20 protein-coding genes and 2 pseudogenes are annotated in these 24532 nt (G+C 42.6%); 14 read left to right on the forward strand and 8 right to left on the reverse strand.

Annotated elements, in window-relative coordinates:
* Positions 1 to 103: 103 nt before the first annotated feature.
* The 3 genes from DDV21_RS05975 to DDV21_RS05985 all read right to left on the reverse strand — a co-directional run bounded on the left by DDV21_RS05975 (position 104) and on the right by DDV21_RS05985 (position 2937).
* Positions 104 to 1066, reverse strand: a complete 963-nt coding sequence (locus DDV21_RS05975; protein WP_116877168.1) for an aldo/keto reductase — start codon at positions 1064 to 1066, stop codon at positions 104 to 106.
* Positions 1067 to 1514: 448 nt separating this feature from the next.
* Entirely contained in the window at positions 1515 to 2453 is a 939-nt protein-coding gene (locus DDV21_RS05980) for an FAD:protein FMN transferase (RefSeq protein ID WP_116877167.1), read from the reverse strand.
* A gap of 301 nt (positions 2454 to 2754) precedes the next feature.
* Positions 2755 to 2937 carry a 4-oxalocrotonate tautomerase gene (locus tag DDV21_RS05985; RefSeq protein WP_116877166.1) on the reverse strand — a complete coding sequence of 61 codons (183 nt, stop codon included), beginning with the start codon at positions 2935 to 2937 and terminating at the stop codon, positions 2755 to 2757.
* Positions 2938 to 3187: 250 nt separating this feature from the next.
* Between DDV21_RS05985 and DDV21_RS05990 the strand changes: the two genes are divergently transcribed.
* The 11 genes and pseudogenes from DDV21_RS05990 to mgtE form a co-directional block, all read left to right on the forward strand.
* A complete protein-coding gene (locus tag DDV21_RS05990; protein WP_116877165.1) occupies positions 3188 to 3757 on the forward strand; it encodes a thymidine kinase in 570 nt (189 codons plus the stop codon).
* Between the two features lie 90 nt (positions 3758 to 3847).
* Complete coding sequence (gene prfA / locus DDV21_RS05995; RefSeq protein WP_116877164.1) at positions 3848 to 4930, forward strand: peptide chain release factor 1; 1083 nt, start codon at positions 3848 to 3850, stop codon at positions 4928 to 4930.
* The gene (gene prmC, locus DDV21_RS06000) at positions 4927 to 5757 is read left to right on the forward strand and encodes a peptide chain release factor N(5)-glutamine methyltransferase (protein WP_116877163.1); all 831 of its coding nucleotides are present in this window, start codon (positions 4927 to 4929) and stop codon (positions 5755 to 5757) included. Before prfA ends, prmC begins: the two co-directional genes overlap by 4 nt.
* Positions 5750 to 6349, forward strand: coding sequence for an L-threonylcarbamoyladenylate synthase (locus DDV21_RS06005; RefSeq protein ID WP_116877162.1), 600 nt, complete (start codon positions 5750 to 5752; stop codon positions 6347 to 6349). Before prmC ends, DDV21_RS06005 begins: the two co-directional genes overlap by 8 nt.
* Positions 6350 to 6613: 264 nt before the next feature.
* Positions 6614 to 7879, forward strand: coding sequence for a serine hydroxymethyltransferase (gene glyA / locus DDV21_RS06010; RefSeq protein ID WP_116877161.1), 1266 nt, complete (start codon positions 6614 to 6616; stop codon positions 7877 to 7879).
* Positions 7876 to 8850, forward strand: coding sequence for a nucleoid-associated protein (locus DDV21_RS06015; protein WP_116877160.1), 975 nt, complete (start codon positions 7876 to 7878; stop codon positions 8848 to 8850). The genes glyA and DDV21_RS06015 overlap by 4 nt, the downstream gene beginning before the upstream one ends.
* A 1-nt stretch (position 8851) precedes the next feature.
* Complete coding sequence (locus DDV21_RS06020; RefSeq protein WP_116877159.1) at positions 8852 to 9454, forward strand: lysozyme family protein; 603 nt, start codon at positions 8852 to 8854, stop codon at positions 9452 to 9454.
* Positions 9455 to 9465: 11 nt separating this feature from the next.
* The gene (locus DDV21_RS06025) at positions 9466 to 11184 is read left to right on the forward strand and encodes an ABC transporter ATP-binding protein (RefSeq protein WP_116877158.1); all 1719 of its coding nucleotides are present in this window, start codon (positions 9466 to 9468) and stop codon (positions 11182 to 11184) included.
* 182 nt (positions 11185 to 11366) lie between these two features.
* A complete protein-coding gene (locus DDV21_RS06030) occupies positions 11367 to 13106 on the forward strand; it encodes an ABC transporter ATP-binding protein (RefSeq protein WP_116877157.1) in 1740 nt (579 codons plus the stop codon).
* A gap of 121 nt (positions 13107 to 13227) precedes the next feature.
* Positions 13228 to 13806, forward strand: a complete 579-nt coding sequence (locus DDV21_RS06035) for a magnesium transporter MgtE N-terminal domain-containing protein (protein ID WP_116877156.1) — start codon at positions 13228 to 13230, stop codon at positions 13804 to 13806.
* Between the two features lie 12 nt (positions 13807 to 13818).
* Positions 13819 to 14547, forward strand: a pseudogene (gene mgtE, locus DDV21_RS06040) (magnesium transporter); the annotation flags it as partial.
* A 359-nt stretch (positions 14548 to 14906) separates the two neighbouring features.
* On the opposite strand, the pseudogene DDV21_RS06045 reads toward mgtE, so the two are convergent.
* The 5 genes and pseudogenes from DDV21_RS06045 to DDV21_RS06065 all read right to left on the reverse strand — a co-directional run bounded on the left by DDV21_RS06045 (position 14907) and on the right by DDV21_RS06065 (position 19864).
* Positions 14907 to 15962, reverse strand: a pseudogene (locus tag DDV21_RS06045) (LLM class flavin-dependent oxidoreductase).
* 235 nt (positions 15963 to 16197) lie between these two features.
* Complete coding sequence (locus DDV21_RS06050) at positions 16198 to 17913, reverse strand: phospho-sugar mutase (RefSeq protein WP_116877154.1); 1716 nt, start codon at positions 17911 to 17913, stop codon at positions 16198 to 16200.
* Positions 17914 to 18077: 164 nt separating this feature from the next.
* The gene (locus tag DDV21_RS06055; protein ID WP_116877153.1) at positions 18078 to 18647 is read right to left on the reverse strand and encodes an ECF transporter S component; all 570 of its coding nucleotides are present in this window, start codon (positions 18645 to 18647) and stop codon (positions 18078 to 18080) included.
* The gene (gene coaC / locus DDV21_RS06060) at positions 18640 to 19185 is read right to left on the reverse strand and encodes a phosphopantothenoylcysteine decarboxylase (RefSeq protein ID WP_116877152.1); all 546 of its coding nucleotides are present in this window, start codon (positions 19183 to 19185) and stop codon (positions 18640 to 18642) included. Before coaC ends, DDV21_RS06055 begins: the two co-directional genes overlap by 8 nt.
* Positions 19178 to 19864, reverse strand: coding sequence for a phosphopantothenate--cysteine ligase (locus DDV21_RS06065; protein WP_116877398.1), 687 nt, complete (start codon positions 19862 to 19864; stop codon positions 19178 to 19180). Before DDV21_RS06065 ends, coaC begins: the two co-directional genes overlap by 8 nt.
* A gap of 717 nt (positions 19865 to 20581) precedes the next feature.
* Between DDV21_RS06065 and DDV21_RS06070 the strand changes: the two genes are divergently transcribed.
* The 3 genes from DDV21_RS06070 to DDV21_RS06080 all read left to right on the forward strand — a co-directional run bounded on the left by DDV21_RS06070 (position 20582) and on the right by DDV21_RS06080 (position 24475).
* On the forward strand, positions 20582 to 22021 hold the full coding sequence (locus DDV21_RS06070) for a carbohydrate-binding domain-containing protein (protein ID WP_116877151.1): 1440 nt from the start codon (positions 20582 to 20584) through the stop codon (positions 22019 to 22021).
* A gap of 91 nt (positions 22022 to 22112) precedes the next feature.
* On the forward strand, positions 22113 to 22604 hold the full coding sequence (locus DDV21_RS06075) for a hypothetical protein (RefSeq protein ID WP_116877150.1): 492 nt from the start codon (positions 22113 to 22115) through the stop codon (positions 22602 to 22604).
* 200 nt (positions 22605 to 22804) lie between these two features.
* The gene (locus tag DDV21_RS06080) at positions 22805 to 24475 is read left to right on the forward strand and encodes a formate--tetrahydrofolate ligase (protein WP_116877149.1); all 1671 of its coding nucleotides are present in this window, start codon (positions 22805 to 22807) and stop codon (positions 24473 to 24475) included.
* The last annotated feature ends 57 nt before the right edge of the window (positions 24476 to 24532 follow it).

Consider the following 24532-nt stretch of genomic DNA (forward strand, 5'->3'; position numbering starts at 1 on the left):
TCCAGTGCCCCTTTATTCGCTTATTCAAAGCTTTAAATTGCCTAACAAACTTTGCGGAGGAGACAAGAATCTCACGCCATACGCTTCCTTGTTCATGTTCCGCTTATAGAGCTCCGACAATATGATGCGGCTGGTACAATTCCTCCAAATAATGGATATCTTCTGCAGATAGAGTGAGCTCAAGCGCAGCAGCAGCTTCATCTAGATACCTTGCCTTGGTCGCTCCGACGATAGGAGCAGCAGCACCTTTGTGCCAGAGCCAGGCTAAAGCAATAGCTGACATTGGCACCTCATATTTCTGCGCTAAAGTCAGAACTCTTTGTGCGATAGGTTTGTCTTGTTCCTCTGTTCTATCGTATTTTTGCTGTGCCACCTTGTCGCTTTGGCTGCGTTTAGAAGAAGAGTGCCAGTCTGGACGCGCTAAACGTCCGCCCGCCAGAGGACTGTAAGGCATCAGCATGACTTCATCCTGCTTACAGACTGGAATTAGCTCACGCTCATCCTCGCGGTAAAGCAGGTTATAATGATTTTCCATTGCTGAAAATTTAGTCCAATGGTTCAGTTCGGCTGTATGCTGCATGTTTTGGAATTGATAGCCGTACATAGCAGAAGCGCCAATCGCACGGACTTTTCCGGTTTGAACCAATTCATGCAGAGCCTGCATTGTTTCTTCTATTGGAGTATCGTAGTCAAAGCGATGAATAATGTACAAATCCAGATAGTCTGTTCCCAGCCGTTTGAGACTGCCATCAATTTCACGGTGGATAGCCTGACGCGAAAGCTTACCGTCATTGAAATAAACTTTGCTGGCGAGAACCACATCCTCACGTTTAACATGGTGCTTAATAGCTTTACCCAAGTATTCTTCGCTGCTGCCTTTGCTGTAAACATTAGCCGTATCAAAGAAATTAAGGCCAAGGTCCAAGGCGTGTTTTACTATTTTGTCAGTTTCGGTTTGATCCAGTGTCCATGTATGACCCTGCGGATCCGGAGCACCAAAACTCATCGCTCCGACACAGATCTTGGAAACTTTAATATCCGTGTGACCTACAGTAGCATATTGCATATAATTTCCTCCTTATAACATAATAAGATACAAAAGCCGTGAAAAGAGCAAAGTACAAATGGCGGTAAACCAGAAATCTCCGATTTCGTCTGCCCACCTCTGCTAAGACGACTAGAAAGCTGCGGCAGGCTGTCAAGACTGCAAAACTTTCAGACGTCTACGGCTGACGATAACTAGGTAACGATACAGATTTCCAGCCCCCTCACTTCCCTTTTTTGGGTTCGGGCTGAAATCATCCACTGGATGATTTCACTGCACAGCTCTTAAGCCGTGTTCAGTTCATTAAGACACAAAGACCGTTAAGAAAACGGCTGAAAATAAAAGCTGGCCGATGTACTGCAAACACAAGTCCCTCAAACTTTCGGGCTGTATGGATTTTATGGAAAATGCCGGAGCTTATGCATAGCCTACAGCTGCACATAGACAGAGACAGAAGTTAAGCATGGCATCAATTGTAGAGAAGCTGAAAGTTCTCTTTCAATCCATCAGACAAGGCAATGCGGTTATCTTTGGTGATGATAATCCCCTCAATCGATGTCTCTTTATTTATAGTTTGAAGAACATCGATTAAAGGAAGCCCAAATAGGCGCGTTGTCCAAATTTCGCAGTCAACAGACCTCTCAGCAATAATGGTCAGACTGGCCATTTCTGTTTCAATTGGAAAGCCTGTCTGACGGTCGAAAATATGGTGATAGTCCGTTTGTCCGATTTGCAGATGCCGTTCGTAGATACCGGAAGTCACCACAGATTTATCTCTGATTTTGACAATTCCAAGGTTGCTGCCACGCGGCTGCTTGGGATTTTGAATGCCGATATACCAGCTTTCATCATCCCTTTTTTTATTTCTGCCGTGCACCAGGACATTGCCCCCCAAATTGATAAGAGCTGCAGAAATGCCATCTTTTATCAGACCTGCCATCACTTTATCAGCAATGTAGCCTTTGGCTAGTGCCCCTAAATCAATTTTCATCCCCTTTTTCGTCAGAAAGACAGTTTGTTTTTTAGCATCGGTTACGATATTTTCGGGATTTGTCAAAGGCAGGCAGGAGCGGATTTCTTCTTCAGAGGGCAGGCGGGCATCCTCGAAACCGATATGCCATAAACGGACGAGCGGTCCGAGAGCAATGTTTAAATTGGATGGTGAGGCTAAACTGTGTTTTTTTCCTAAGACAATTAATTCAAAAAGCTCGGGGTTAACCTCAACTGCTTGTATACCGGCGTTGCGGTTAACCATCATTAATTCGGAGTGGTCATCATTAGCACTAAAGCGCTGATTATAAACTTCCAGCAGCCGGCAGACTTCTAAAAGCTGCTCTTGCGCCTTGGGGGAATCGATTTGGATGTCAATCTGAGTTCCCATCATTTTTAAACTATGGCTGACTTGCATTGCATAACCCTCCATCAAGATACAAAGGCCGTGAAGAACGCAAAGAGAAAATAGGCGTCCAACCGCTGAGTTACTAAAGACTCAAGAGAGGGCGGTCTTTTTCTCACAGCGTTTAGGCCGTGTTCAATTCCACCAAGATACAAAGGCCTGAAAAATAGGGAACAGCCGGTATCGTGTCAGCAAGTTTTGAGACACTTGGGCAGGCTGACTTTTTCCAAGCTTTCAGATCGTGCTCAGTTCAACACAGTAAAGCAGATTAGAAAACGAAACAGGCCCTAGATTATAAGCTTCCCTAACTCTCTTATTTTCTCTTGATTTCTCCGTGAGGATAGTAGCTGCCTTCCGGAAGGTCATTGATGAAAACATGGATAGCTTCTTTGGGAGCGTTAGCAATACGGGAAACAACTTCAGTTACTTCACGGGCAAGTTCAATTTTTTGAGCCTCTGACCGGCCTTCAAATAAATCAATTTTTACAAATGGCATAAAAAGCCCTCCTAAATGTTATATGATTGTGACGGGCAAAAGAGAGGTCTATCGAAGAAAGCGATTGAAATCACCCTGCCAACTTCTTTTGCAAGTATCTGTTTTATTTTCATTATAGCATAAAAATGAGGAACAGCTGTTCTTAAACCAGGCCAATCTGCAAAAATAGAAAACTGACAAATCTAATGCTAAATCCTCCCTTTTATGTTAAAATAAATAAGATATTAGTAGAAGGTAGGAAAATGACGCATTGGCGCAGTTATATTATAAATATGGAACCATGAATTCGGGGAAAACAATCGAGATTCTGAAAGTGGCTCACAATTATGAGGAACAGGGCAAACCTGTGGTTATCATGACGTCAGCTCTTGATACTCGCGATGGTTTCGGTTTTGTTTCCAGCCGAATCGGAATGCGGCGAAAGGCTGTTCCCATCGCAGCAGATATGGATATTTTCACCTATGTTGCTAGCCTTCCGCAAAAGCCTTACTGCGTCCTGATTGATGAGTGCCAGTTTTTAAGTAAGGATAATGTTTATGATTTAGCACGCGTAGTAGATGAACTGGATATTCCGGTTATGGCCTTTGGTTTGAAAAATGATTTCCAAAATGAACTATTTGAAGGTTCGAAATATCTGCTTTTGCTTTCTGATAAAATCGAAGAAATTAAAACAATCTGTCAGTTTTGCTCGAAGAAGGCTACCATGGTTTTGAGAACTGAAAAAGGCCAGCCTGTTTATGACGGGGAACAAATTCAAATTGGCGGCAGTGAAACCTATATTCCTGTCTGCCGCAAGCATTATTTTCACCCGGAACTGTAGACGGAGCAAAAGAAAGAACAGATTTTTCTTGTAATAGATAATTTTCAAAGACTGTACACAGAGATAAATGAGTGAGGTTAATACGTTAAAATGAATATTTATGAACAGTTGCAAGCTGTCGAAGATCGTTATGAAGAGCTGGGGGAGCTGCTCAGTGACCCAGAAGTGGTGGCTGACACGAAACGTTTCATGGCTCTGTCTCGGGAAGAAGCGGATAGCCGCGATACAGTGGCTGTCTACCGTGATTACAAACGGACTTTGAGAGATATTGACGATGCACAGGAGCTGATTAAAGAAGCGGCTGATGACCCTGATTTGCTTGATATGGCCAAAGAAGAGCTAAAGGAAGCTAGGTCTGCTAAAGAAGACTATGAAGAAAAATTAAAAGTATTGCTCCTGCCCAAGGATCCAAATGACAATAAAAATATTATCCTTGAAATTCGCGGCGCAGCAGGCGGAGACGAAGCCGCTCTTTTTGCGGGTGACTTGCTGGCCATGTATCAAAAGTACGCTGAAAATCAAGGCTGGAAATTTGAAGTCATGGAGCTTTCGGTTAATGGTGTCGGCGGAATAAAAGAAGTTATCGCTATGATTTCCGGCCAAGCTGTGTATTCTAAATTGAAGTATGAATCAGGAGCCCACCGCGTTCAGAGAGTGCCGGTAACAGAAAGTCAGGGGCGCGTTCATACCTCTACTGCAACAGTTTTAGTTATGCCTGAAATCGAAGAAGTGGAGTATGATATTGACCCGAAAGATCTTCGCATCGATATCTACCATGCTTCCGGTGCCGGCGGTCAAAATGTTAATAAGGTTGCTACAGCAGTCCGTATTGTGCATATTCCAACCAACATTAAGGTTGAAATGCAGGAAGAAAGAACGCAGCAGAAAAATCGTGATAAGGCAATGAAAATTATCAGAGCGCGTGTGGCTGACCATTTTGCGCAGATTGCCCAAAACGAACAAGATGCGGAGCGTAAATCAACTATTGGTACCGGAGACCGCTCAGAGCGGATTCGGACTTACAATTTTCCGCAAAACCGAGTCACTGACCACCGTATCGGTTTGACTCTGCAGAAATTGGACAGCATTCTCTCAGGTAAACTGGATGAAATCATCGATGCACTGATTCTTTTTGATCAGACACAGAAGCTGGAGGCGCTTCAGCAAAAATGAACTATGCTCAGCTTTTTAGATATTACCAGCAGCGGCTGACTGCAGCCGGCGAAGAAGCTGCGGCCCTGCTCTATGTTTTTAAGGAATTAAAAGGCTGGACTGATTTGGATAGAGCGCTTAAGCAAAACCAAACAGCTGAAGCTGAGGATGCCAGACTTCTTAAAGAAATCTACCAGCAGCTGGCAGCGCATCAGCCGCCGCAGTATATTACCGGGACTGCTTATTTTAGGGACTTACGTTTGTCTGTTGATAAGCGGGTGCTTATTCCCAGACCGGAAACAGAGGAATTGGTTGCTTTGATATTATCGGAAAATGGACAGCAGTCTTTATCTGTTTTGGATATTGGTACTGGAAGCGGGGCTATTGCCTTAAGCCTAAAATCAGAACGCCCGGATTGGACTGTGACCGCTTCGGATATTTCAACCGATGCCTTGGCGGTAGCAAAGCAGAATGCTCGGTCTCATCAGCTAGCAGTGGAATTTATTGAATCTGATGTTTTTAGGTCTGTTTCAGCTTCTTTTGATTTAATTGTTTCCAATCCTCCTTATATTGCTGAAGATGACCGAGATGAAGTTGCGGCTAATGTTTTACAGTCTGAACCGCCTCTTGCTCTATTTGCGGCTGAGAACGGCTTGGCTCTCTATCGGCAGATTATTCGAGGGGCTGTCCGTCATCTGACTGATGAAGGGAAACTGTATTTGGAGATCGGTTATAAACAGGGAACAGCACTTCATCAGATGCTGACTGAAACGTTTCCGCAAAAGCGGGTCAGAATTTTGCAGGATAGTTTTGGAAAAGACAGGATGGTTGCAGTAGATAATGGATAAAATAGAAGATATTTTAGCTCAGGGCGGCGCTGTTATCCTGCCGACAGAAACAGTTTACGGTATTTTTGCTCAGGCTTTGAATCAAGCTGCTGTTGCTAAGGTTTATCAGCTTAAAAACCGCCCTCAGGCTAAGGCGATGACCCTTAATGTTGCGGATCTAGACGGTATTCGGGCCTATTCGCAAAATCAGCCTCCCTATCTCGAAAAACTGTACCAAGCTTTTTTACCGGGGCCGCTGACGCTTATTCTAGAGGCTAATGATAAGGTTCCTTTTTGGATCAATTCGGGAGGGAGGTCTGTTGGCTTTCGTATCCCTAAGCATCCTAAGACACTGAAACTTATTCGGAAAACTGGCCCCTTGATCGGCCCTTCGGCCAATCTTTCGGGCAGTGAGAGCGGTAAAACATTCAGTCAAATCAGACAAAATTTTAACCAGCAGCTCATCGGTTTAGAAGATGATGCGGCTGTTTCGGGTATTGATTCGACTATCCTTGATTTATCAGACGGTCCGGCTAAAATTTTGCGTCAGGGAGCCCTCAGCCGCTCAGACCTTCTGGCTGCTGTTCCGGAAATAACATTTGAAATGAGTTAATTAGATTGAACACGGCCTAAACGCTGTGAAAGTACACAGGTAGCCCAAACTTGAAAATTAGAGAGTGAGGGAACCTTATGAACTAGGTTCTGCTCAACTTCTTGCCAGCCGTAGACGTCTGAAGGCTTTGTCGTCTTAACAGCCGACCGCATCCTTCTAGTCGTCCTGGCAGGGGTGCGTCTGCGAAATCAAAGATTTCGGACTTACCGCCTATTTTCTCTTTGCGTTCTTAACGGCCTTTGTATCTTGATAAAAGGAGAAAACATGATTTTTGATATGGAAAACGACCAAATTTACGACCAAGAGCTTTGGGATGCTGTGCAGGCAGAAGAAGAGCGGCAGCAGAATAATATTGAACTGATCGCTTCAGAAAATATCGTTTCTCGGGCTGTTATGGCTGCACAGGGATCGGTGCTGACGAATAAATACGCTGAAGGCTATCCAGGAAGACGCTATTATGGCGGAACTGACTGCGTTGATATCGTAGAAAATTTGGCCATTGAACGGGCTAAGGAGCTGTTTGGGGCAGCTTTTGCCAATGTTCAGCCACACTCAGGCAGTCAGGCTAATGCGGCAGCCTATATGGCTCTGTTGGAGCCCGGTGATACTGTTCTTGGAATGGATCTAGCCGCCGGCGGCCACCTGACTCATGGTTCACCAGTAAGTTTTTCGGGAAAGACCTATCATTTTGTAGCCTACTCTGTCCATCCGGAAACAGAAGAAATTGATTATGAGGAACTCCTGACCATAGCTGAGAAAACTCAGCCTAAAATGATTGTCGCAGGTGCATCAGCATATTCCCGCATCATTGATTTTCAAAAATTCCGTCAGGTAGCTGACCGTGTCGGAGCATATCTGATGGTTGATATGGCGCATATCGCAGGTCTTGTTGCATCAGGGCACCATCCTAATCCTGTTCCTTATGCTCATGTTACTACCAGCACAACGCACAAAACGCTGCGCGGACCTCGCGGAGGCTTAATTTTGACTAATGATTCGGAGATTGCCAAGAAAATTAATTCTGCAGTTTTCCCAGGACTCCAAGGCGGTCCTTTGATGCATATTATCGCTGCAAAAGCGGCAGCATTTAAAGAAGCTCTGGATCCAGCCTTTAAGGTTTATGGAGAACATGTTATCAAAAATGCTCAGGCTATGGCAGCTGTTTTTCAGGAGCATACAAATTTTCATGTGGTTTCGGGCGGTACAGATAACCATGTTTTCTTAGTGGATGTCACAAAAGTTGTTGAGAATGGCAAAGAAGCCCAAAATATTCTTGAAGAAGTGAATATTACTTTAAATAAGAACTCTGTACCGTTTGAAAAGCTGTCTCCTTTTAAAACGTCTGGGATTCGGATTGGCTCTCCGGCTATTACCAGCCGCGGTATGGGCGTCAAAGAAGCGCGCCGAATTGCTGAACTTATGGTTAAGACATTGGAACATTATGAAGATGAAACTGTTCTGGAAGCTGTGCGTCAAGAGGTTAAAACAATGACTGATGCCTTTCCTCTATACGGAGAAGGAAGCAAATAATGGATTTTTATATCAAAGACCTTATTATCCATCAATTCATGCCTGACGATACGGAATTGCTTTTGGCCGATCAGCCGCTGACAGTTACGCCTTTGCTTGAAGAGTATTTTTCCAGAAAACTGGCTAAAGTTTTTTCTGACGAGGCTAAAAGGGGCCAATTTACAGATGAAAATCCTTTTTTCAAGCAGTTTACAGCTGACTTTTTAGACTCATCAATCAAAATCGCTCAGCTCTGGCGGGAAGCTTTTGTGGTTTCAGAAGACCAAAGACCCAATGATTTAATCTTTATTCGTTTTGATAAAGACGGTGCAGAACATTTCGCTTTTCTGCGCCTCACTTTGAAAGAAAGCCTGACACATCTGTCAGGACAGTCTGATGCACCAATTAAGCTGACGCAAAATACGCTGCCTGGGGCTGCTCAGGCTCCAACTGAAGCGCTGGTTGTCAACCGTGCAACCCGATACTACTATCTAATCGAAAAGCGCATTAAACACAATGGCAGTTTTGCTCACTATTTTTCGGAAAACCTGCTGCAGGTTCAGCCCGAGAATTCAGTGAAAAGATCTCTTAAAGTGGTTGAACAAGCCGCTAAAAAAGTAGCGGATGATTTTCGCCAGGATGATTTTGCTTTTCAGTCAAAAATGAAGGCAGCTATTCACGATCATTTGGAGGAGCAGGAGCTAGCACCGGAGAAATTGGCTGATCAGCTGTTTGATGACAATTTGACAGCCCGTCTGACTTTTGTGGATAATCTGAAAGAAGAGATCCCTGAGCCGATTAAACTCACAGATATTGATTATTCCAAACAAAGTAAGAAGCTATCCAGCCAAAAATTATCTCTGTCCAATGGTATTGAGCTGATTGTTCCTAATCAGATTTATCAGGATGCTGAAACTGTGGAATTTATACAGAATCAGGATGGAACTTACTCCATACTGATTAAGAATATACAGGATATACAGAATAAATAATATGTTAAAAAAAATACGACGTCTTATTATTCTTCTCTTTCTTCTTTTTTGTGTTTACCATCTTTATGTGATTCACCGTAATGTTCATAATGTTTTGAAGTATCAGGAAATGGTTGAAACGACTTTAGCGGAAAATGATACTGATGCCAATGTTGAGTTGGTATTAGCTATGATTTATACAGAAACTAAAGGAGGAGAAGATGATGTCATGCAGTCCAGCGAAAGTTCGAGCGGTATGGCTAATTCAATTAAAGACAGTAAAACCAGTATTCAGCAAGGGGTCACCCTGCTTTCTGAGAATATCGAATTAGCCAAAGAAGCTAAAGTTGATTCCTGGACAGCTGTGCAGGCTTATAACTTTGGAACGGCTTATATCGATTATATCGCCGAACACGGCGGAAAAAATACAATCGAACTGGCTAAAGCTTATTCGCGTGATGTTGTTGCTCCCAGCCTAGGCAATACCAGCGGGGAAACCTATTTTTATCACCATCCTTTGGCCTTAATTTCCGGAGGGCGGCTGTATAAAAACGGGGGCAACATTTATTATTCCCGCGAAGTTCGCTTCAACCTGTATCTTATCAGAATAATGAGTTTATTCTAGGAAAGAGTAGTATGAAAACATTGCGTATCTATTTCAAGGGTTACCTCAAAGAAGCAGTTCTGGGGCCCCTTTTTAAATTATTGGAAGCCGCTTTCGAATTGCTGGTTCCTCTCATTATAGCTGAAATCGTTGATCATATTATTCCGATAGGAACGAAAAAGCAGCTGTATGCCATGCTTCTCATCTTATTTGCTTTTGCTTGCATCGGTGTTCTTGTATCCATCACTGCCCAGTATTATTCTGCCAAGGCAGCAGTTGGATTTACTAAACAGATGACTCAGGACCTTTTTGCTAAGATTGTGTCGTTAAGTCAAACAGAACGGGATAAACTGGGAACAGACAGTCTAGTGACGCGTTTGACCAGTGACAGTTTTCAGATTCAAACCGGCATTAACCAGTTCCTGCGCCTTTTTTTACGGGCACCGATCATTGTATGCGGTGCTGTTATAATGTCCTTTCTTATCAGTCCTAAGCTTACAGTTTATTTTCTGGTAATGGTTGTCCTTTTATTCGTTATCGTCTTGGCCCTGTCTAATCTGCTGGGCCCTGTTTATCTAAAAATCAGACGGGCAGTTGATAAAATGGTCAGTCTGACTCGGCAGCAGATGCAGGGGGTCCGTGTTATTAGGGCTTTTGGGCAAGCAGAAACCGAAGAGAAAGAGTTCGCGGATCTTAACCAAGATTACACTCATCTGCAGCTCCGAGCCGGCGGTCTGTCCGCTTTGGTAGCACCGCTTACCTTTTTTACAGTAAATGTTACCTTGCTTTTAATCATTTATCAAGGCGGCCAGTCCATTCAAAATCAGGTCCTTTCGCAAGGACAGCTGATTGCCCTTGTCAATTATCTGCTGCAGATTTTGACTGAACTGCTGAAAACAACGATGCTGGTTGCTTCCTTAAATCAAAGTTTCATCAGCGCCGGACGTATTAGAAACGTATTGGCTCTGCCGGCTGAAGATGTTAGAGCGCCTTTGACACAAGAAGTTAGTCAGGATGATTTAGCGTTGACAGTGCAGAAAATGTCATTCTCCTACCCTAAGTCTTCTTCACCGGCTTTAAAAAACCTTGATTTTAAGCTGCAAACTTCCGGTTTCTTAGGCATTATCGGCGGAACAGGCTCTGGAAAATCAACATTAGTGCAGCTTTTCACTGGTCTTTACCACCCGCAAAAGGGCAATTTAACGCTGTTTAATCAAAATAAGTCTCCAAAAAATCTGGCAGAGTGGCGGCATTGGGTCGGCCTGGTACCGCAAAAAGCTGAACTTTTCCAAGGAACAATTCGCTCAAACCTGCTGTTAGGACTGGAACGCAAACCGGATGATGAAGAGCTCTGGCGAGCATTGGATATCGCTCAAGCCGGCGCATTTGTCAGAGAAAAAGACTCTCGTTTGGATAGTCCGGTTACAGCATTCGGCCGTAATTTCTCCGGCGGTCAGCGGCAGCGGCTGACCATTGCCCGGGCTATTCTCAGGCGTCCTCCTTTTTTAATTTTAGACGATGCTACATCTGCGCTCGATTATCTCACTGAAAACCGCCTTTTAACTGCTCTTAGAGAAAATCTGCAGGGGACCACATTGATTATGGTTTCTCAGCGTACTGCAAGCCTCAAGGAAGCAGATAACATTTTGCTTTTGGACGAAGGCAGACAAGCCGGCTTTGATAGCCATGAAGAACTGTTGAAGCACAGCAGTCTTTACCGGGCTATTCATTATTCACAGCATAATGATTGAGCAGGATTAAATGGAAGGGTTTTTTTAACGGCCTTTGTATCTTGTTTGAATTGAACACGGCCTAAACGCTGTGAGAAAAAGACCGCCCTCCCTTGAGTCTTTAGTGACTCAGCGGTCGGACGCCTGCCTATTTTCTCTTTACGTTCTTAACGGCCTTTGTATCTTAATGGAGGGAGGTAGTGGTGAAAGCTAGAAATAGTAAGAAAACACGCCGGCGTATAGCAGGGGATTTTTGGGAACAAAGATGGTTGCTTGTATTGGCACTTGCAGGGACCGTTGTTCAGGTTGGTTTAACCGTATATTTGCCGCTTTTAATTGGCAATGCAGTTGATTTGGTTTTGCAGATACAGGCAATCAGTGAGCTCTTCCCGCTTTTAATGAAGATGGCTCTTGTTATTAGTCTGAATACTCTTATTCAATGGATAAATCCGCTTCTTTATAATAAGCTCGTATTTGAATATATCTATACTCTGCGCCAAAAAGTCATGCAGAAATTGAGCCGATTACCCCTTGCTTACATTGATAAGAGAAGTACAGGAGATTTAGTCAGCCGTGTGACAACGGATGCCGAACAGCTGAGCAACGGGTTGTTAATGGTCTTTAACCAATTGTTTTTGGGGCTGTTAACGCTTATTATTACCATTATAACAATGGCTGATATTGACTGGCTGATGCTGATTTTAGTTCTGCTTTTGACTCCTTTATCTCTTTTTTTGGCTCGTTTTATTGCTGCGAAATCCTATCGGTTTTATCAAAGACAGACCGCAACACGGGGCAAGCAGACTCAATTTGTTGAGGAGATGCTCAATCAGGAAAGTCTTCTGCAGGTTTTTAACGCTCAGGAAGAAACCCTATCTCAGTTTAAAGCCGTTAATGAAAAATATGCTGACTATTCTCAGGCCGCTGTTTTCTATTCTTCAACCGTTAATCCGGCCACTCGGTTTGTCAACAGCCTTATTTATGCTCTCTTAACCGGTGTCGGAGCTCTGCGTATTATGGCAGGAGCATTTTCAGTCGGTCAGCTGGTAACTTTTTTAAATTATGTTAATCAATACACTAAACCTTTTAACGACATTTCTTCGGTGATGTCAGAAATGCAGAGTGCGCTGGCATGTGCTGAAAGATTATACAGTATTCTTGATACAAAAGAAGCAGCTTCCTTACCAGCAGTAAGACAGTTAAATCCAGACTGCGTTAAAGGCGCGCTTGTTTTCGCTGATGTCTCCTTTGGCTATCTTCCTGAACAAAAACTGATTAAAAACCTCAATTTATCCATTCCGGCTCATTCTAAGGTTGCTGTTGTCGGTCCGACAGGTGCTGGAAAATCAACGCTTATCAATCTTCTGATGCGTTTTTATGATGTAGACAGCGGTGCTATTTACTTGGATGGCGTTAATATTCAGGACTATGCGGTTGATGATTTGCGCCAGCAAATAGGCATAGTCTTGCAGGACAGCTGGTTAAAAACAGCTACTATTCATGACAACATCGCTTATGGTCGTCCGGAAGCAGGAAGAGAAGAAGTCATAGCAGCCGCAAAAGCCGCAAAAGCTGATTTTTTCATTGAACAGCTGCCGCACAAATATGATACCTATTTAGAAGACGGCGGTTCATCGCTTTCGCAGGGGCAGCGCCAGCTGCTTACCATTGCCAGAGTCTTTGTCAAACAGCCTAAGCTTTTAATTTTGGATGAGGCGACCTCGGCAATTGATACTCGAACAGAGGGGCTGATCCAAGAAGCCTTGACGCAGCTGATGAAAGAAAGGACTAGTTTTATTATTGCCCATCGCTTATCAACTGTACAATCTGCCGACCTTATTTTAGTTATGGCTGAAGGGGAAATTGTTGAGTTTGGAAAGCATGAAGAGTTAATGCATAAAAAAGGGTTATATTATCAAATGCAGTCAGTTCAGAAAACGTGAAGCAACATTTGCAGAATCTCTATAGGAGAATAACAGTTATAGGAGAGACCTTTTTCTATATTGACCCCCTCTTCAAAATTAGTATAATGAATAAGACTTTGAAATTAAGGAGGGAGCACTGATGCCAGTATCTGTTTCAAAAGCAGAAATGGAAGAACTCCAAGAATTTGTCAAGCATAGTCACCGTGTAGATGTATCGGCCTACATGCTCGAGCTAGAACCAGAAAAACGAGCGATTATGCTTAAACTTTTCTCTAAAGAGCAGCTGGCAGAACTTTTCGCTGAACTGCCTGCTGAGGACAAAATTAGTCTTATTGAGAGTTTGGCGCAAGCTGACCTTCCTGAAATCCTAGCAGAGTTAGATTCTGATGAACTGGCTGACAGTTTGCAGGAACTGCCCTCTAACTTAGTAACAAAGCTTCTTTTATATATTCCGGAAAACCGCCGCCAGGTTATTAACCGTTTGTTGAACTATCCTGAAGACAGTGTGGGAAGTCTGATGAGCGCCGATTATGTTGCTGTCCGAAGAAATACCAAAACATCCGAAGTTTTGGAAAAATTAAAAAAATCAACAGCAGGGCACGAACACCTTAATACGATTTTTGTTATTGATCATGAACGGCACTTGAATGGTTATTTATATTTAGCGGATTTACTGCGTTTGGATACAGAAGATTTTTCTTCCATTATTCATTGGTAGCCTTTAACTGTTACAACAGGTGCTGATCAGGAAGAGGCTGCAAAGCTTTTCCATAAATATTCACTTTTGGTACTGCCGGTTTGTGACAGTGAGCAAAGATTAGTAGGAATTATCACTGCGGATGATATTTTTGAAATTATCTCTGAAGAAATCTATGAGGACTATGCCTTGATGCAGGGGGTTGTCCCAAGTGAAAAATCCTATCTGGAAACTTCGTTTATGACCTTAGCGAAGAAGCGGATTATCTGGCTGCTTTTCTTGATGCTGTCTGCTACAGTTACGGGAGGAATTATTGAACGTTACGAAAGCATCTTATCCACAGCTGTTGCTTTGACTGTTTTTATTCCCATGCTTATGGACAGCGGCGGAAACTCAGGATCTCAGTCTTCGACTTTGATTATCCAATCATTGGCTTTAGATGAGCTGGATTTTTCAGATTGTTTACGTGTTGTTTGGAAGGAGTTTCGTGTCGGTCTTCTGGTCGGAATGATTTTAGCGCTGGTGAACATTCTGCGCATGATACTGTTTACAGACACCAGCTTGCTAGTGATGATGACCGTAAGCGTAACACTTTTAATAACTATTGTTTTGGCGAAATTAGTTGGAGGAATTTTGCCGCTTCTGGCTAAAAAGTTGAAGCAGGATCCGGCAGTCATGGCCGGACCGTTAGTGACCACAATTGTGAATGCCTGTGCTTTGCTTATCTATTTTAAGGTAGCACAAATCCTAATTGGACTGTAAAATCGAAAAAGGAAGCTGGGACAAAAGTATCCCAGCTTCCTTTGCTTTATAAAAATAAGATACAAAGGCCGTTAAGAACGCAAAGAGAAAATAGGCGTCCGACCGCTGAGTCACTAAAGACTCAAGGGAGGGCGGTCTTTTTCTCACAGCGTTTAGGCCGTGTTCAATTCCAACAAGATACAAAGGCCGTTAAAAAAATCCGTAGGAAAAGGCGGAAAGTCCGAAATCTTTGATTTCGCAGACGCCCCCCTGCCAGGACGACTAGAAGGGTGCGGTCGGCTGACAAGACGACAAAGCCTTCAGACGTCTACGGCTGGCGGTAAATCAGAGGGTGGGGTAAAAGTTAACAGTTACTTGTACTATTTGTCTTTTGATGCTGTTTTAACATGCTGGCGAATCATCGGAGCGACTTCTTTGCCATATAACCGAATGGCCTCCAGCGTTTTTTCGTGAGGCATAGAACCGATAGGTAAGTGGAGCATGAAGCGATCCAGCTGCAGGTATTCTATCAGGCTAATGATCTTTTCAGCTGCGCTTTGAGGATCGCCGACGACTATTGCACCGTTTGGTCCGGCTGCATCTAGATACTGTTCTTTTGTCATTTCAGTCCAATGAGGACGATCTTTAGCAATATTATCCACTGTCTGCTTAACTGCATGGAAATAATGACTGACAGCCTCTTGTCTGTCTTTTTCAATCCATCCCCAAGAGTGCGCTGCAACCTTCAATTGTTCTGGAGAGTGTCCGTGTCAGACACCGATTTCTTTATAGGCGTTAACTAATTGCGCAAAATGCTTGGGGTTGCCGCCAATAACAGCATAAACAATTGGTAATCCTTGTTCTGCAATACGGACAGTCGAGCTAAGATTACCCCCAGTCGCTACCCACAAGGGAAGATCTTCTTGAACTGCTCTTGGGTAGACGGGGCGGTAATCAACTGACTGAGTAAAGTTTCCCTTCCACTTTAAACGGCTATTTGCTTTAATAGACAAGAGCATATCCAATTTTTCATTAAATAATGCCTCATAATCATCTAAATCATAACCGAATAAGGGGAAAGACTCGGTAAAGGAACCGCGCCCAGCCATAATTTCCGCACGGCCATTTGACAGTGCATCAATCGTAGCATACTGCTGATAAACACGAACCGGATCGCTTGATGTTAAAACTGTAACAGCACTTGATAACCGAATATGTTTAGTATTCACTGCACCGGAAGCTAAAATAATTTCCGGAGCTGAAACAGCAAAATCTTCACGATGATGTTCACCTATAGCGTAAATATCTAAACCGACACGGTCAGCAAGTTCGATTTCTTCTAATAGATTTCGGATACGTTCAGCATGTGACAAAGTTCTGCAGGTTTCTTCCAAGGATGTTGTTTCGCCAAATGTTGTTATTCCTAATTCAACCATTCGTTTGCCTCCTTTTGGATTCATGTTATAACTAGTTAGTGATAAACGCAAATCATTTGTTTGTGTTGCTTTCAGTCAGGGTGACAAAGGATGGTATGATTTGAAGTATGCTGCACACAAAAAATTCCAATGAGACATGACATAGGATTAACCAAAAAAACCAATAGCGACAGTGGCTATTGGTTTTTTTGGTTTTAGGAAAGATTATATGGCTTACAGTCTTGCTAAATAGTGTTTATTTAATAAAAGCATTGATTTCTGCCTCGATAGCAGCAATCTTAGCTTCAGCATCTGCCAAGCTTTCTCCGACTGTTGCGATATAGAATTTTATCTTTGGTTCTGTTCCTGACGGACGAACGGCAATCCAAGAATCATCAGCAAGAGTGTATTTAAGCACATTGCTTGGCGGTGTCGTCAGTTTTTCAACACCAGCCTGTGTTGTGGCAGTCTGAGCTTGAAAGTCTTCGGTTTTGACAATGTCAGTTGCATTAAACTGGCTTGGTGCCTTATCCCGGAATTTATCCATAATGTTCTTAATTTGAGCGGCACCGTCAACTCCGGAGAGAGTTACTGAAATGGTTTTTTCAGCAAAATAGCCGTATTCTTTATAAATTTCTTCGATACCGTCAGCCAGAGTCAACCCGCGGGAACGGTAATAAGCTGCAATTTCTGCGACAAGCAGTACTGCCTGAATAGCATCTTTATCGCGGACAAACGGTTTAATCAAATAACCGAAGCTTTCTTCGAAACCAAACATATAGGTGTGGTTTTGCTGCTCTTCAAATTCCTGAATTTTTTCTGCAATAAATTTAAAGCCAGTCAGGACATTAAACATTGTTGCTCCGTAGCTTTCGGCAATCTTGGTTACCAATTCAGTTGACACTATGGATTTAGCCAAAGCCGCATTTCCTGGCAAAGTACCTGCCGTTTTATGAGCTTCAAGAATATATTTAGCAATGATGGCTCCGATTTGATTGCCGGAAAGGTTTTTATAAGAACCATCAGCTTGGCGGATTTCAACACCTAACCGGTCAGCGTCAGGATCGGTTGCAACCAAGACGTCAGCATCAGCCTCACGTCCTAGCTTTTCAGCCAGAGCAAAAGCTTCTTGATTTTCTGGATTAGGTGATTTGACAGTTGCAAAATCTGAATCAGGGACAGCCTGCTCTTCAACGACTTGGACAGAAGCAAAGCCAGCCTGTGCTAAAGCGCGGCGTGCCAGCATTTCCCCAGTACCATGTAGAGGAGTATAGACAATTTTCATGTCTTTGCCGTACTCATCAATCAGCTGCTGATTGATATTAACTTCTTTGACTTCCTTGAGGTATTCGGCATCAACCGCTTCACCAATAACCTCAATAAGACCTGATGCTTTAGCTTCTTCAAGGTCAGCCAGCTGGATAGCAAATGGGTCATCGATTGCCCGAATAAAATCAGTTAGGGCATCGGCGTCATGAGGAGGCATCTGCCCGCCGTCCTCACCATAAACTTTATAACCATTAAAAGGAGCTGGATTATGACTGGCTGTTATCATGATACCGGCGAAGGCACCTAAATGCCGGACAGCAAAGGATAATTCCGGTGTTGGTCTCAGGCTCTCAAAGACATAAGCTTTGATGCCATGACGAGCTAAGACCTGTGCTGATTCAAAAGCAAATTCTGGTGAAAAGTGGCGGGAATCATAAGCAATAGCGACACCGCGTTTTTTAACCTCATCCCCTTTTGTTTCGAACAGCTTAGCCAAGCCTTCCGTCGCCTGCCGGACAACGTAAACATTGATCCGGTTTGTTCCTGCGCCGATATAACCTCGCATTCCGGCTGTGCCAAACTCAAGATTGGTATAAAAAGCATCTTCTTTGGTTTTTTCATCCATGGCGGTTAATTCTTCTCGAAGATACTCAGGAAGTTCAGCAAAATCAAGCCAATTTTGGTAATTTTCTGTATAAGTCATAGTGTAACTCCTTTTAATCAAGCTATAAAGGTTTTAAAAATCAAACAGAGAGCATAAAGCTTCGATTCCATTTCTGATATTTGAGCAAACCTCTAATACTTTTAATATTTTAACCGCTTTCATTATATCATTTTCAAAAAGAAAAATCACGGGTTTTCCGTGATTTATTTTTTAAGCTTTAGCAGGCTGGGGACAATAGCAGCAGTCAGTATAGCTGATATAACCATCTCTGCGACTGAGTTGGCAGTAATAATGGTTCCCAGAACTCTTTTGATATCATTACCGTAAACGGAAGAAAAGAAAATAAAGATTCCTGAAAGCACAAAAACTGTATTTGTCAATGACCCTAATAAACCAGCTAAAAAGAGGCCTGTTTTATTATGAAACCACTTATAAATAAAATAGGGAACAATACCTATTAAAATCCGCGGCAGGAACGCAATCAAAGCTGAAGCCAGTGTCCCGTTTTCAACAAAAGGAGAAAAGAGGTAGCTGGTAGGAAGCAGAACAAGGGTATTTGTTATCATACTGATAAGTCCCATCAAACCTCCCAATGCCCCGCCGACTTTAGGGCCGTAAACAATTGAAGCAATGATAACCGGAATATGCATAAGGGTTGGCTTTATAGGAACCAGCCAAACACTAAAGAGAAGAGAACTCAGCAGGTGGATAAGCAGCATGGCTGCAAAAAAGATAGAGATAGTCGCAACATCAGATGATTTTCTTTTATTCATGAATTTTTTCCTCAATTTTTTTCACAATAACATCCAGCTCAGCCAGTGCGCCGCGTCCGACATCACCGCAGGCCAGCAGACTGGAGCGCGGTTCAATTTCCTGATAGCCGTTCTCTTTTAAAAGCTGCAAATTGGCCTGAGTGATTGGGTTATCATACATTTTGGTATTCATAGCAGGGGCCAGCAGTTTAGGGATACCGCTGTCTAAAGCCAAAGCAACAGCGGTTACCATATTGTCAGCAAAACCGTGAGCCAAATGGGCAATGGTGTTAGCAGAAGCCGGAGCAAGAATAAAGAGGTCTGTCTGCTTTGCTAATTCAATATGATTGATAATTTTAGCATTTTCTTCCTGCATGAGCTCAACATGAACAGGATTTTTGGATAGTACTTGCAGGGTCAAAGGTGTAATAAAAGATGTGGCAGCTTGGGTCATCAGAATATGGACATCATAGCCTGATTTAGTCAGACGGCTGCTTAAATCAGCTGCTTTGTAAGCAGAGATGCTGCCTGATACAGCGAGTGTAACGGTTTTAGTCATGTTCTACCCCCTTTTCATAAATCAGCTGGGCGATTTCGGGCTTGGTAAAAGCTTCGTATCTTTCATTTTGATTAAGCAAAAAAGCATGGTGCGTGTCAGCCGTTATTTCTGATAAATCATTAGCCAAAATATAGTCTGCCTGATTGTTTATCAGACTTTTGGTTGCTGCGGCAAAAAGCTCATCTTTGGGAACGCCAACCAATAGTTTAAAACCGATGAGCCTGATTTGGGGATTCCACTGTTTAACGAGGCTGATAACTTTGGGTGTTTTTTTCAAAAAAAGCACTTGGTATTCAGCAGCTGATGAAATTTTTTGCTCTTGATTTTCTTTCATTAGCAGCTTTGTCAAGTCTTTCGCCTGTTTTGCTTCATCTAAGTCAGTCATATAAACCGGTGTATAGTCCGATACAGCCATACTGTGGATAAAAAGGTCATGGCTTTTCACCAGAGGCTTTAAGGTTTGTATCAGACTGCTGACATCAGTGATTTCTATAAGACTAAGTTTAGCATGCTTATTCGGTTTTACAGCGGACTTAGTTGTTACCAGAGTCACCTCATGGCCGTGCGTAAGAAATTTTTCAGCAATAAGCTTTCCTAAGCTGCCGCTGGCATGATTGGCAATGCTTCTTACCTCATCAATTTTTTCTCTTGTCCCGCCAGACGTAATTAAAATTTTCATAGCCATATTTTACCAAAAAAATCTGTTTTCTTAAACTTTTTAATCTGTTTTCAGGTAAAGCCGAAATAGAACTGTTATCGGTATAGTTACAGTCTGTTAATAGAAAATTTGTCAAGAATTTTTAGGTTCATTTTAGCTGTTTTTTAGAAAAATTTCAGTCTACTTGCTTATCATAATCAAGGCTTTGGTTACAGCAAATCATGGAACATAATACTTTTTACACGGATTTCTTAACGGCCTTTATATCTTGTTGGAATTGAACACGGCCTAAGAGCTGTGCAAAAAAGACAGCCTGTCCTAGAACCCTTTGGTTCTTCGTCCAGCCTCCTATTTTTGCTTTGCTCTTTTCACGGCCTTTGTATCTTGTTGGAACTGAACACGGCTAAACGCTGTGAGAAAAAGACCGCCTTCCCTTGAGTCTTTAGTGACTCAGCGGTCAGACGCCTATTTTCTCTTTGCGTTCTTAACGGCCTTTGTATCTTGATGAATTGAACACGGCTTAAAATTCTAGTGAAAAAGATGACTGTCATTGTGATGTAAGCAGATTGCTAAACAACCCTAGCCGTAGCCGTCTGAAGGCTTTGTCGTCTTGACAGCCGACCGCACCCTTCTAGTCGTCTTGGCAGAGGTGCGTCTGCGAAATCACAAATTTCGGACTTACCGTCATTTTCATACGGATTTTTTAACGGCCTTTGTATCTTGTGAAAGGATAAAATAATGGTAAAAATACAACGAAAAATGTTATTCTTACTCTGTAGTCTAGCAGCTTTACTGATAGCTGCCTGTTCGAGTCAAAACACAAACACATCAACATCAGGCAGTATCAACTCAAATTCTGAAGTCAGCACATCCACCGCGGTAAACAGCGCTTATTTTATAGATGAAGATACTGTTACCGACTATGATAAAGATGCAGCGTCGACTATCAAGCTGACAGGCGATACAGCCAGTGTTTCCGGTGAGGGGGTCAGTATAGCAAATTCTAAAGTAACGATTTCTAAGGCAGGAACTTATCTTATTTCCGGAGAATCTGAGAATGTACAGGTTCAGGTTGCTGCAACAGAGTCAGATAATGTCCGCCTTGTTTTTAATGGAGTGACAATGACGGGAGACCAAACGGCGATTGATATTCAATCAGCTCAGCGGGTTTTTATCACCCTAGCTGAGGGAACAAATAATAACATCGCCAATTCAGGCAGCAGTGATGAGAGTGAAGCTGTTATTTACAGTGAGACAGATTTAACTTTTAATGGCACGGGCTCTTTAACTGTTAATGGTCAGTATAGCAATGCTATTGAGTCTGAAGCAGGTATTCATATAACAGGCGGTTCCTATAATCTAACAGCGGTCGATGATGCCGTTAAAGTCAACAATGAACTCAATATCGCTAACACAACGATGACTGTCGAAGCGGGAGAAGATGCCCTAAAAAGTGATAACGATGATAACCTGACACTGGGCAATCTTTATTTGGCTAACAGTACACTGACGATTTCAGCAGGAGATGATGCGGTGCACGCTTCGGGTGATTTGCTTATTGACAGCGGAAATATTGATATTGCAAAGGCAGCAGAAGGTTTAGAAGGAAAAACAGTTACCATTAATGATGGGAATTTCACCATTAACAGCAGCGATGATGCTATTAATGCAGCAAATTCAAACGCAGCAGCAGAAGATATCGGCTTAGTGATTAACGGCGGTTATTTTACAATAACAACATCAGGTGACGGTTTGGATTCTAATAACAGTATTGAGATTAAAGGCGGAACACTATATATCAGCGCAGCAACTGACACAGCAAACAATGCTCTGGATTATGAAAATGAAGGGATTATCACGGGCGGGCAGCTTATTTTCCTCGGCAGCAGTGAGATGGCTCAAGGGTTTAGCGGGAATTCAACTCAAGCTTCAATTATGGAGAATATTCAAGGCAGCGGCGGCTCAAAAATAGTCATCAGTGACTCTGATGGCAATGAGCTTTTATCTTATACTGCATCTCAGGAATTTCAAAATATTTTAGTCAGTACGCCAGAATTAGAAGAAGGGCAAACCTATACAATTACAGTAGATGGTCAGTCAATAACGGCAAAAGCCTCTCTGTCAACTGGCCAAGGCGGAATGATGGACAGCGGAGAACCAGGCATGGGTATGCCTTGATTTTCACAGAATAACAAACTGTTTTTGACAGTTTGTTTTTTTTAAGAAATGAATTATAATAGATAGTAAAACTTAACTAAAGAGGAATATAATGTTTTATTTTTTAATACTTTTTTCTATATGTATTTTTGGGTTTGCAGCTTATTTTACCATCAAATTACGGTTTAAGAAACATCTGGTTTTACCGCTTTTAGCCGGGCTCTTTCTTTTGCTTGCCTTTGGTCTGTATAAAGGTTTTGATAGGAGTAGCCGGAACAGCACAGAATCAAAACAAGAAAACACAACTGCATCAACACTTAAGTATGCTGAAAACAGTAATTTTTCGTGGGATAAGGAAAAGTTTGATAATCTGACAGTAGGAGACCAAGACAGCGGTCTTGGCGGGATGTCTTACGATGATATTATTGCTGAATACGGCGAGCCTTCCACTGCTTTTGAATCTACTACAAATGGTATTACCACTCGTTTTATCAGCTATCAGACATCAGTCAATAAGGAAAATGTCTCTGTTTCTCTGCGCTTTATCAGCCAGCCGGATAGTTCATGGCTTCTGTCCTATAAGTTCGCAGAGAATTTAGACTGATCTTCTTCCTCGCCGATGTGGAAAGACTGTAAAGTGTCTGGCAGTATATCAGCTGAGTTGCTGTCAGACAAAGTTCTTCCTTCCTTATCCAGTATCTGGACAGAAGAAAAAGGCGAACATTTTGCAGGTTTTGAGTATCTAACGTGTGTAATTGTCTTTTTTAGGCTATAATAAAAGTATCAAAAAAAGAGGAGATTCCTATGAAATCTGATATTGAGATCGCTCAGAGTACTGAACTTAAACCAATTACGGAAATCGCAGAAAAGGTTGGGCTAACTGCTTCTGACTTGGAATTATACGGCTCCTACAAAGCTAAGCTGTCTTTCGATAAGATCAGAGCAGTTAAAGATCAAAAACCAGGAAAATTAATTTTAGTTACTGCTATTAATCCTACACCTGCTGGTGAAGGAAAATCGACTGTCAGTATCGGATTAGCAGATGCGCTCAATAAGTTAGGAAAAAAATCAATGCTGGCTCTTCGTGAGCCATCGCTTGGCCCCGTTATGGGAATAAAAGGGGGTGCTGCAGGCGGCGGTTACGCTCAGGTACTTCCTATGGAGGATATTAACCTGCATTTCACAGGAGATATGCATGCCATTACAACAGCCAACAATGCTCTGGCTGCCTTGATTGACAATCATCTGCAGCAGGGCAATGAATTAGGTATTGATCAGCGGCGAATTATTTGGAAACGGACAGTAGACCTTAATGATCGTGCTTTGCGCCGAGTTGTTATTGGTCTCGGCAGCCCGGTTAATGGCATTCCTCGCGAAGATGGTTTTGATATTACAGTTGCTTCAGAGATTATGGCGGTTCTTTGCCTAGCGACTGATTTAAAAAATCTTAAAGAACGTCTGGCCGATATTGTTATTGGCTATCGCTATGATCGTACGCCTGTCTATGTCAGAGATCTTAAAGTGGAGGGGGCTCTTGCCCTTATTCTAAAAGATGCTATTAAGCCTAATTTAGTGCAGACTATTTATGGTACACCGGCTTTAGTTCATGGCGGTCCTTTTGCCAATATTGCTCATGGCTGCAATTCCGTTCTTGCTACAGAAACAGCTCTGCATTTGGCAGATTATACAGTAACTGAAGCAGGGTTCGGAGCTGATTTAGGGGCTGAAAAATTTTTAGATATAAAAACGCCTAATCTTTCAGCAGCACCGGATGCAGTTGTTATTGTAGCAACTTTACGGGCTTTAAAAATGCACGGCGGCCTTACCAAAGATGAGCTGAACAAGGAAAATGCCGATGCGGTTAAAGCTGGATTTGCTAATTTAAAACGCCATGTTGAAAACATCCGTAAATATCAGTTGCCAGTTGTTGTGGCAATAAATGAATTTGCGAGCGATACAAAAGCAGAAATCACTCTTTTAGAAGAACTCTGTGATGAACTTCATGTACCTGTGGCACCAGCCAATGTTTGGGCAGAAGGTGCTGCAGGCGGTCTTGTACTTGCAGAAACGGTGCTTGCTGCTATTGAAAACAATCCGGCAGATTATCAGCGCCTTTACAGTGATGATGATAGTCTGGAGGATAAGATTGCTAAAATTGTGACTGAAATCTATAGAGGAGATTCTGCAGTATTCACTTCTAAAGCTCAAACGCAGCTGAAGCAGTTTGCCCGTCTGGGGTGGGATAAACTGCCTGTCTGCATGGCCAAAACGCAATATAGTTTCTCAGATGATCAAAGGTTGCTCGGTGCTCCTAAAGGATTTGAAATTACTATTCGGGAATTAGTCCCTAAGACAGGAGCTGGCTTTATAGTTGCTCTGACTGGTGATGTGATGACTATGCCTGGGCTTCCCAAGCATCCTGCAGCTCTTAGTATGGATGTAACAGATGAGGGCAATGTCTTAGGACTCTTCTAAGAAAAATAACTGATTTATGACCTGTTTATTTTACTTTGCTCTTTTCACGGCCTTTGT

Origin of the sequence: Streptococcus chenjunshii, from assembly GCF_003086355.1 — a bacterium.
Classification (GTDB): Bacteria; Bacillota; Bacilli; order Lactobacillales; family Streptococcaceae; genus Streptococcus; species Streptococcus chenjunshii.

Coding starts and splice junctions, on each gene's coding strand:
- DDV21_RS06080 (WP_116877149.1), top strand. CDS start 22,805: ATGAAATCTGATATTGAGATCGCTCAGAGTACTGAACTTAAACCAATT.
- DDV21_RS05985 (WP_116877166.1), bottom strand. CDS start 2,937: ATGCCATTTGTAAAAATTGATTTATTTGAAGGCCGGTCAGAGGCTCAA.
- DDV21_RS06065 (WP_116877398.1), bottom strand. CDS start 19,864: ATGAAAATTTTAATTACGTCTGGCGGGACAAGAGAAAAAATTGATGAG.
- prfA (WP_116877164.1), top strand. CDS start 3,848: ATGAATATTTATGAACAGTTGCAAGCTGTCGAAGATCGTTATGAAGAG.
- DDV21_RS06055 (WP_116877153.1), bottom strand. CDS start 18,647: ATGAATAAAAGAAAATCATCTGATGTTGCGACTATCTCTATCTTTTTT.
- DDV21_RS05975 (WP_116877168.1), bottom strand. CDS start 1,066: ATGCAATATGCTACTGTAGGTCACACGGATATTAAAGTTTCCAAGATC.
- DDV21_RS06050 (WP_116877154.1), bottom strand. CDS start 17,913: ATGACTTATACAGAAAATTACCAAAATTGGCTTGATTTTGCTGAACTT.
- DDV21_RS06020 (WP_116877159.1), top strand. CDS start 8,852: ATGTTAAAAAAAATACGACGTCTTATTATTCTTCTCTTTCTTCTTTTT.
- DDV21_RS06005 (WP_116877162.1), top strand. CDS start 5,750: ATGGATAAAATAGAAGATATTTTAGCTCAGGGCGGCGCTGTTATCCTG.
- DDV21_RS06035 (WP_116877156.1), top strand. CDS start 13,228: ATGCCAGTATCTGTTTCAAAAGCAGAAATGGAAGAACTCCAAGAATTT.
- DDV21_RS06070 (WP_116877151.1), top strand. CDS start 20,582: ATGGTAAAAATACAACGAAAAATGTTATTCTTACTCTGTAGTCTAGCA.
- DDV21_RS05980 (WP_116877167.1), bottom strand. CDS start 2,453: ATGCAAGTCAGCCATAGTTTAAAAATGATGGGAACTCAGATTGACATC.
- prmC (WP_116877163.1), top strand. CDS start 4,927: ATGAACTATGCTCAGCTTTTTAGATATTACCAGCAGCGGCTGACTGCA.
- glyA (WP_116877161.1), top strand. CDS start 6,614: ATGATTTTTGATATGGAAAACGACCAAATTTACGACCAAGAGCTTTGG.
- coaC (WP_116877152.1), bottom strand. CDS start 19,185: ATGACTAAAACCGTTACACTCGCTGTATCAGGCAGCATCTCTGCTTAC.
- DDV21_RS06075 (WP_116877150.1), top strand. CDS start 22,113: ATGTTTTATTTTTTAATACTTTTTTCTATATGTATTTTTGGGTTTGCA.
- DDV21_RS06025 (WP_116877158.1), top strand. CDS start 9,466: ATGAAAACATTGCGTATCTATTTCAAGGGTTACCTCAAAGAAGCAGTT.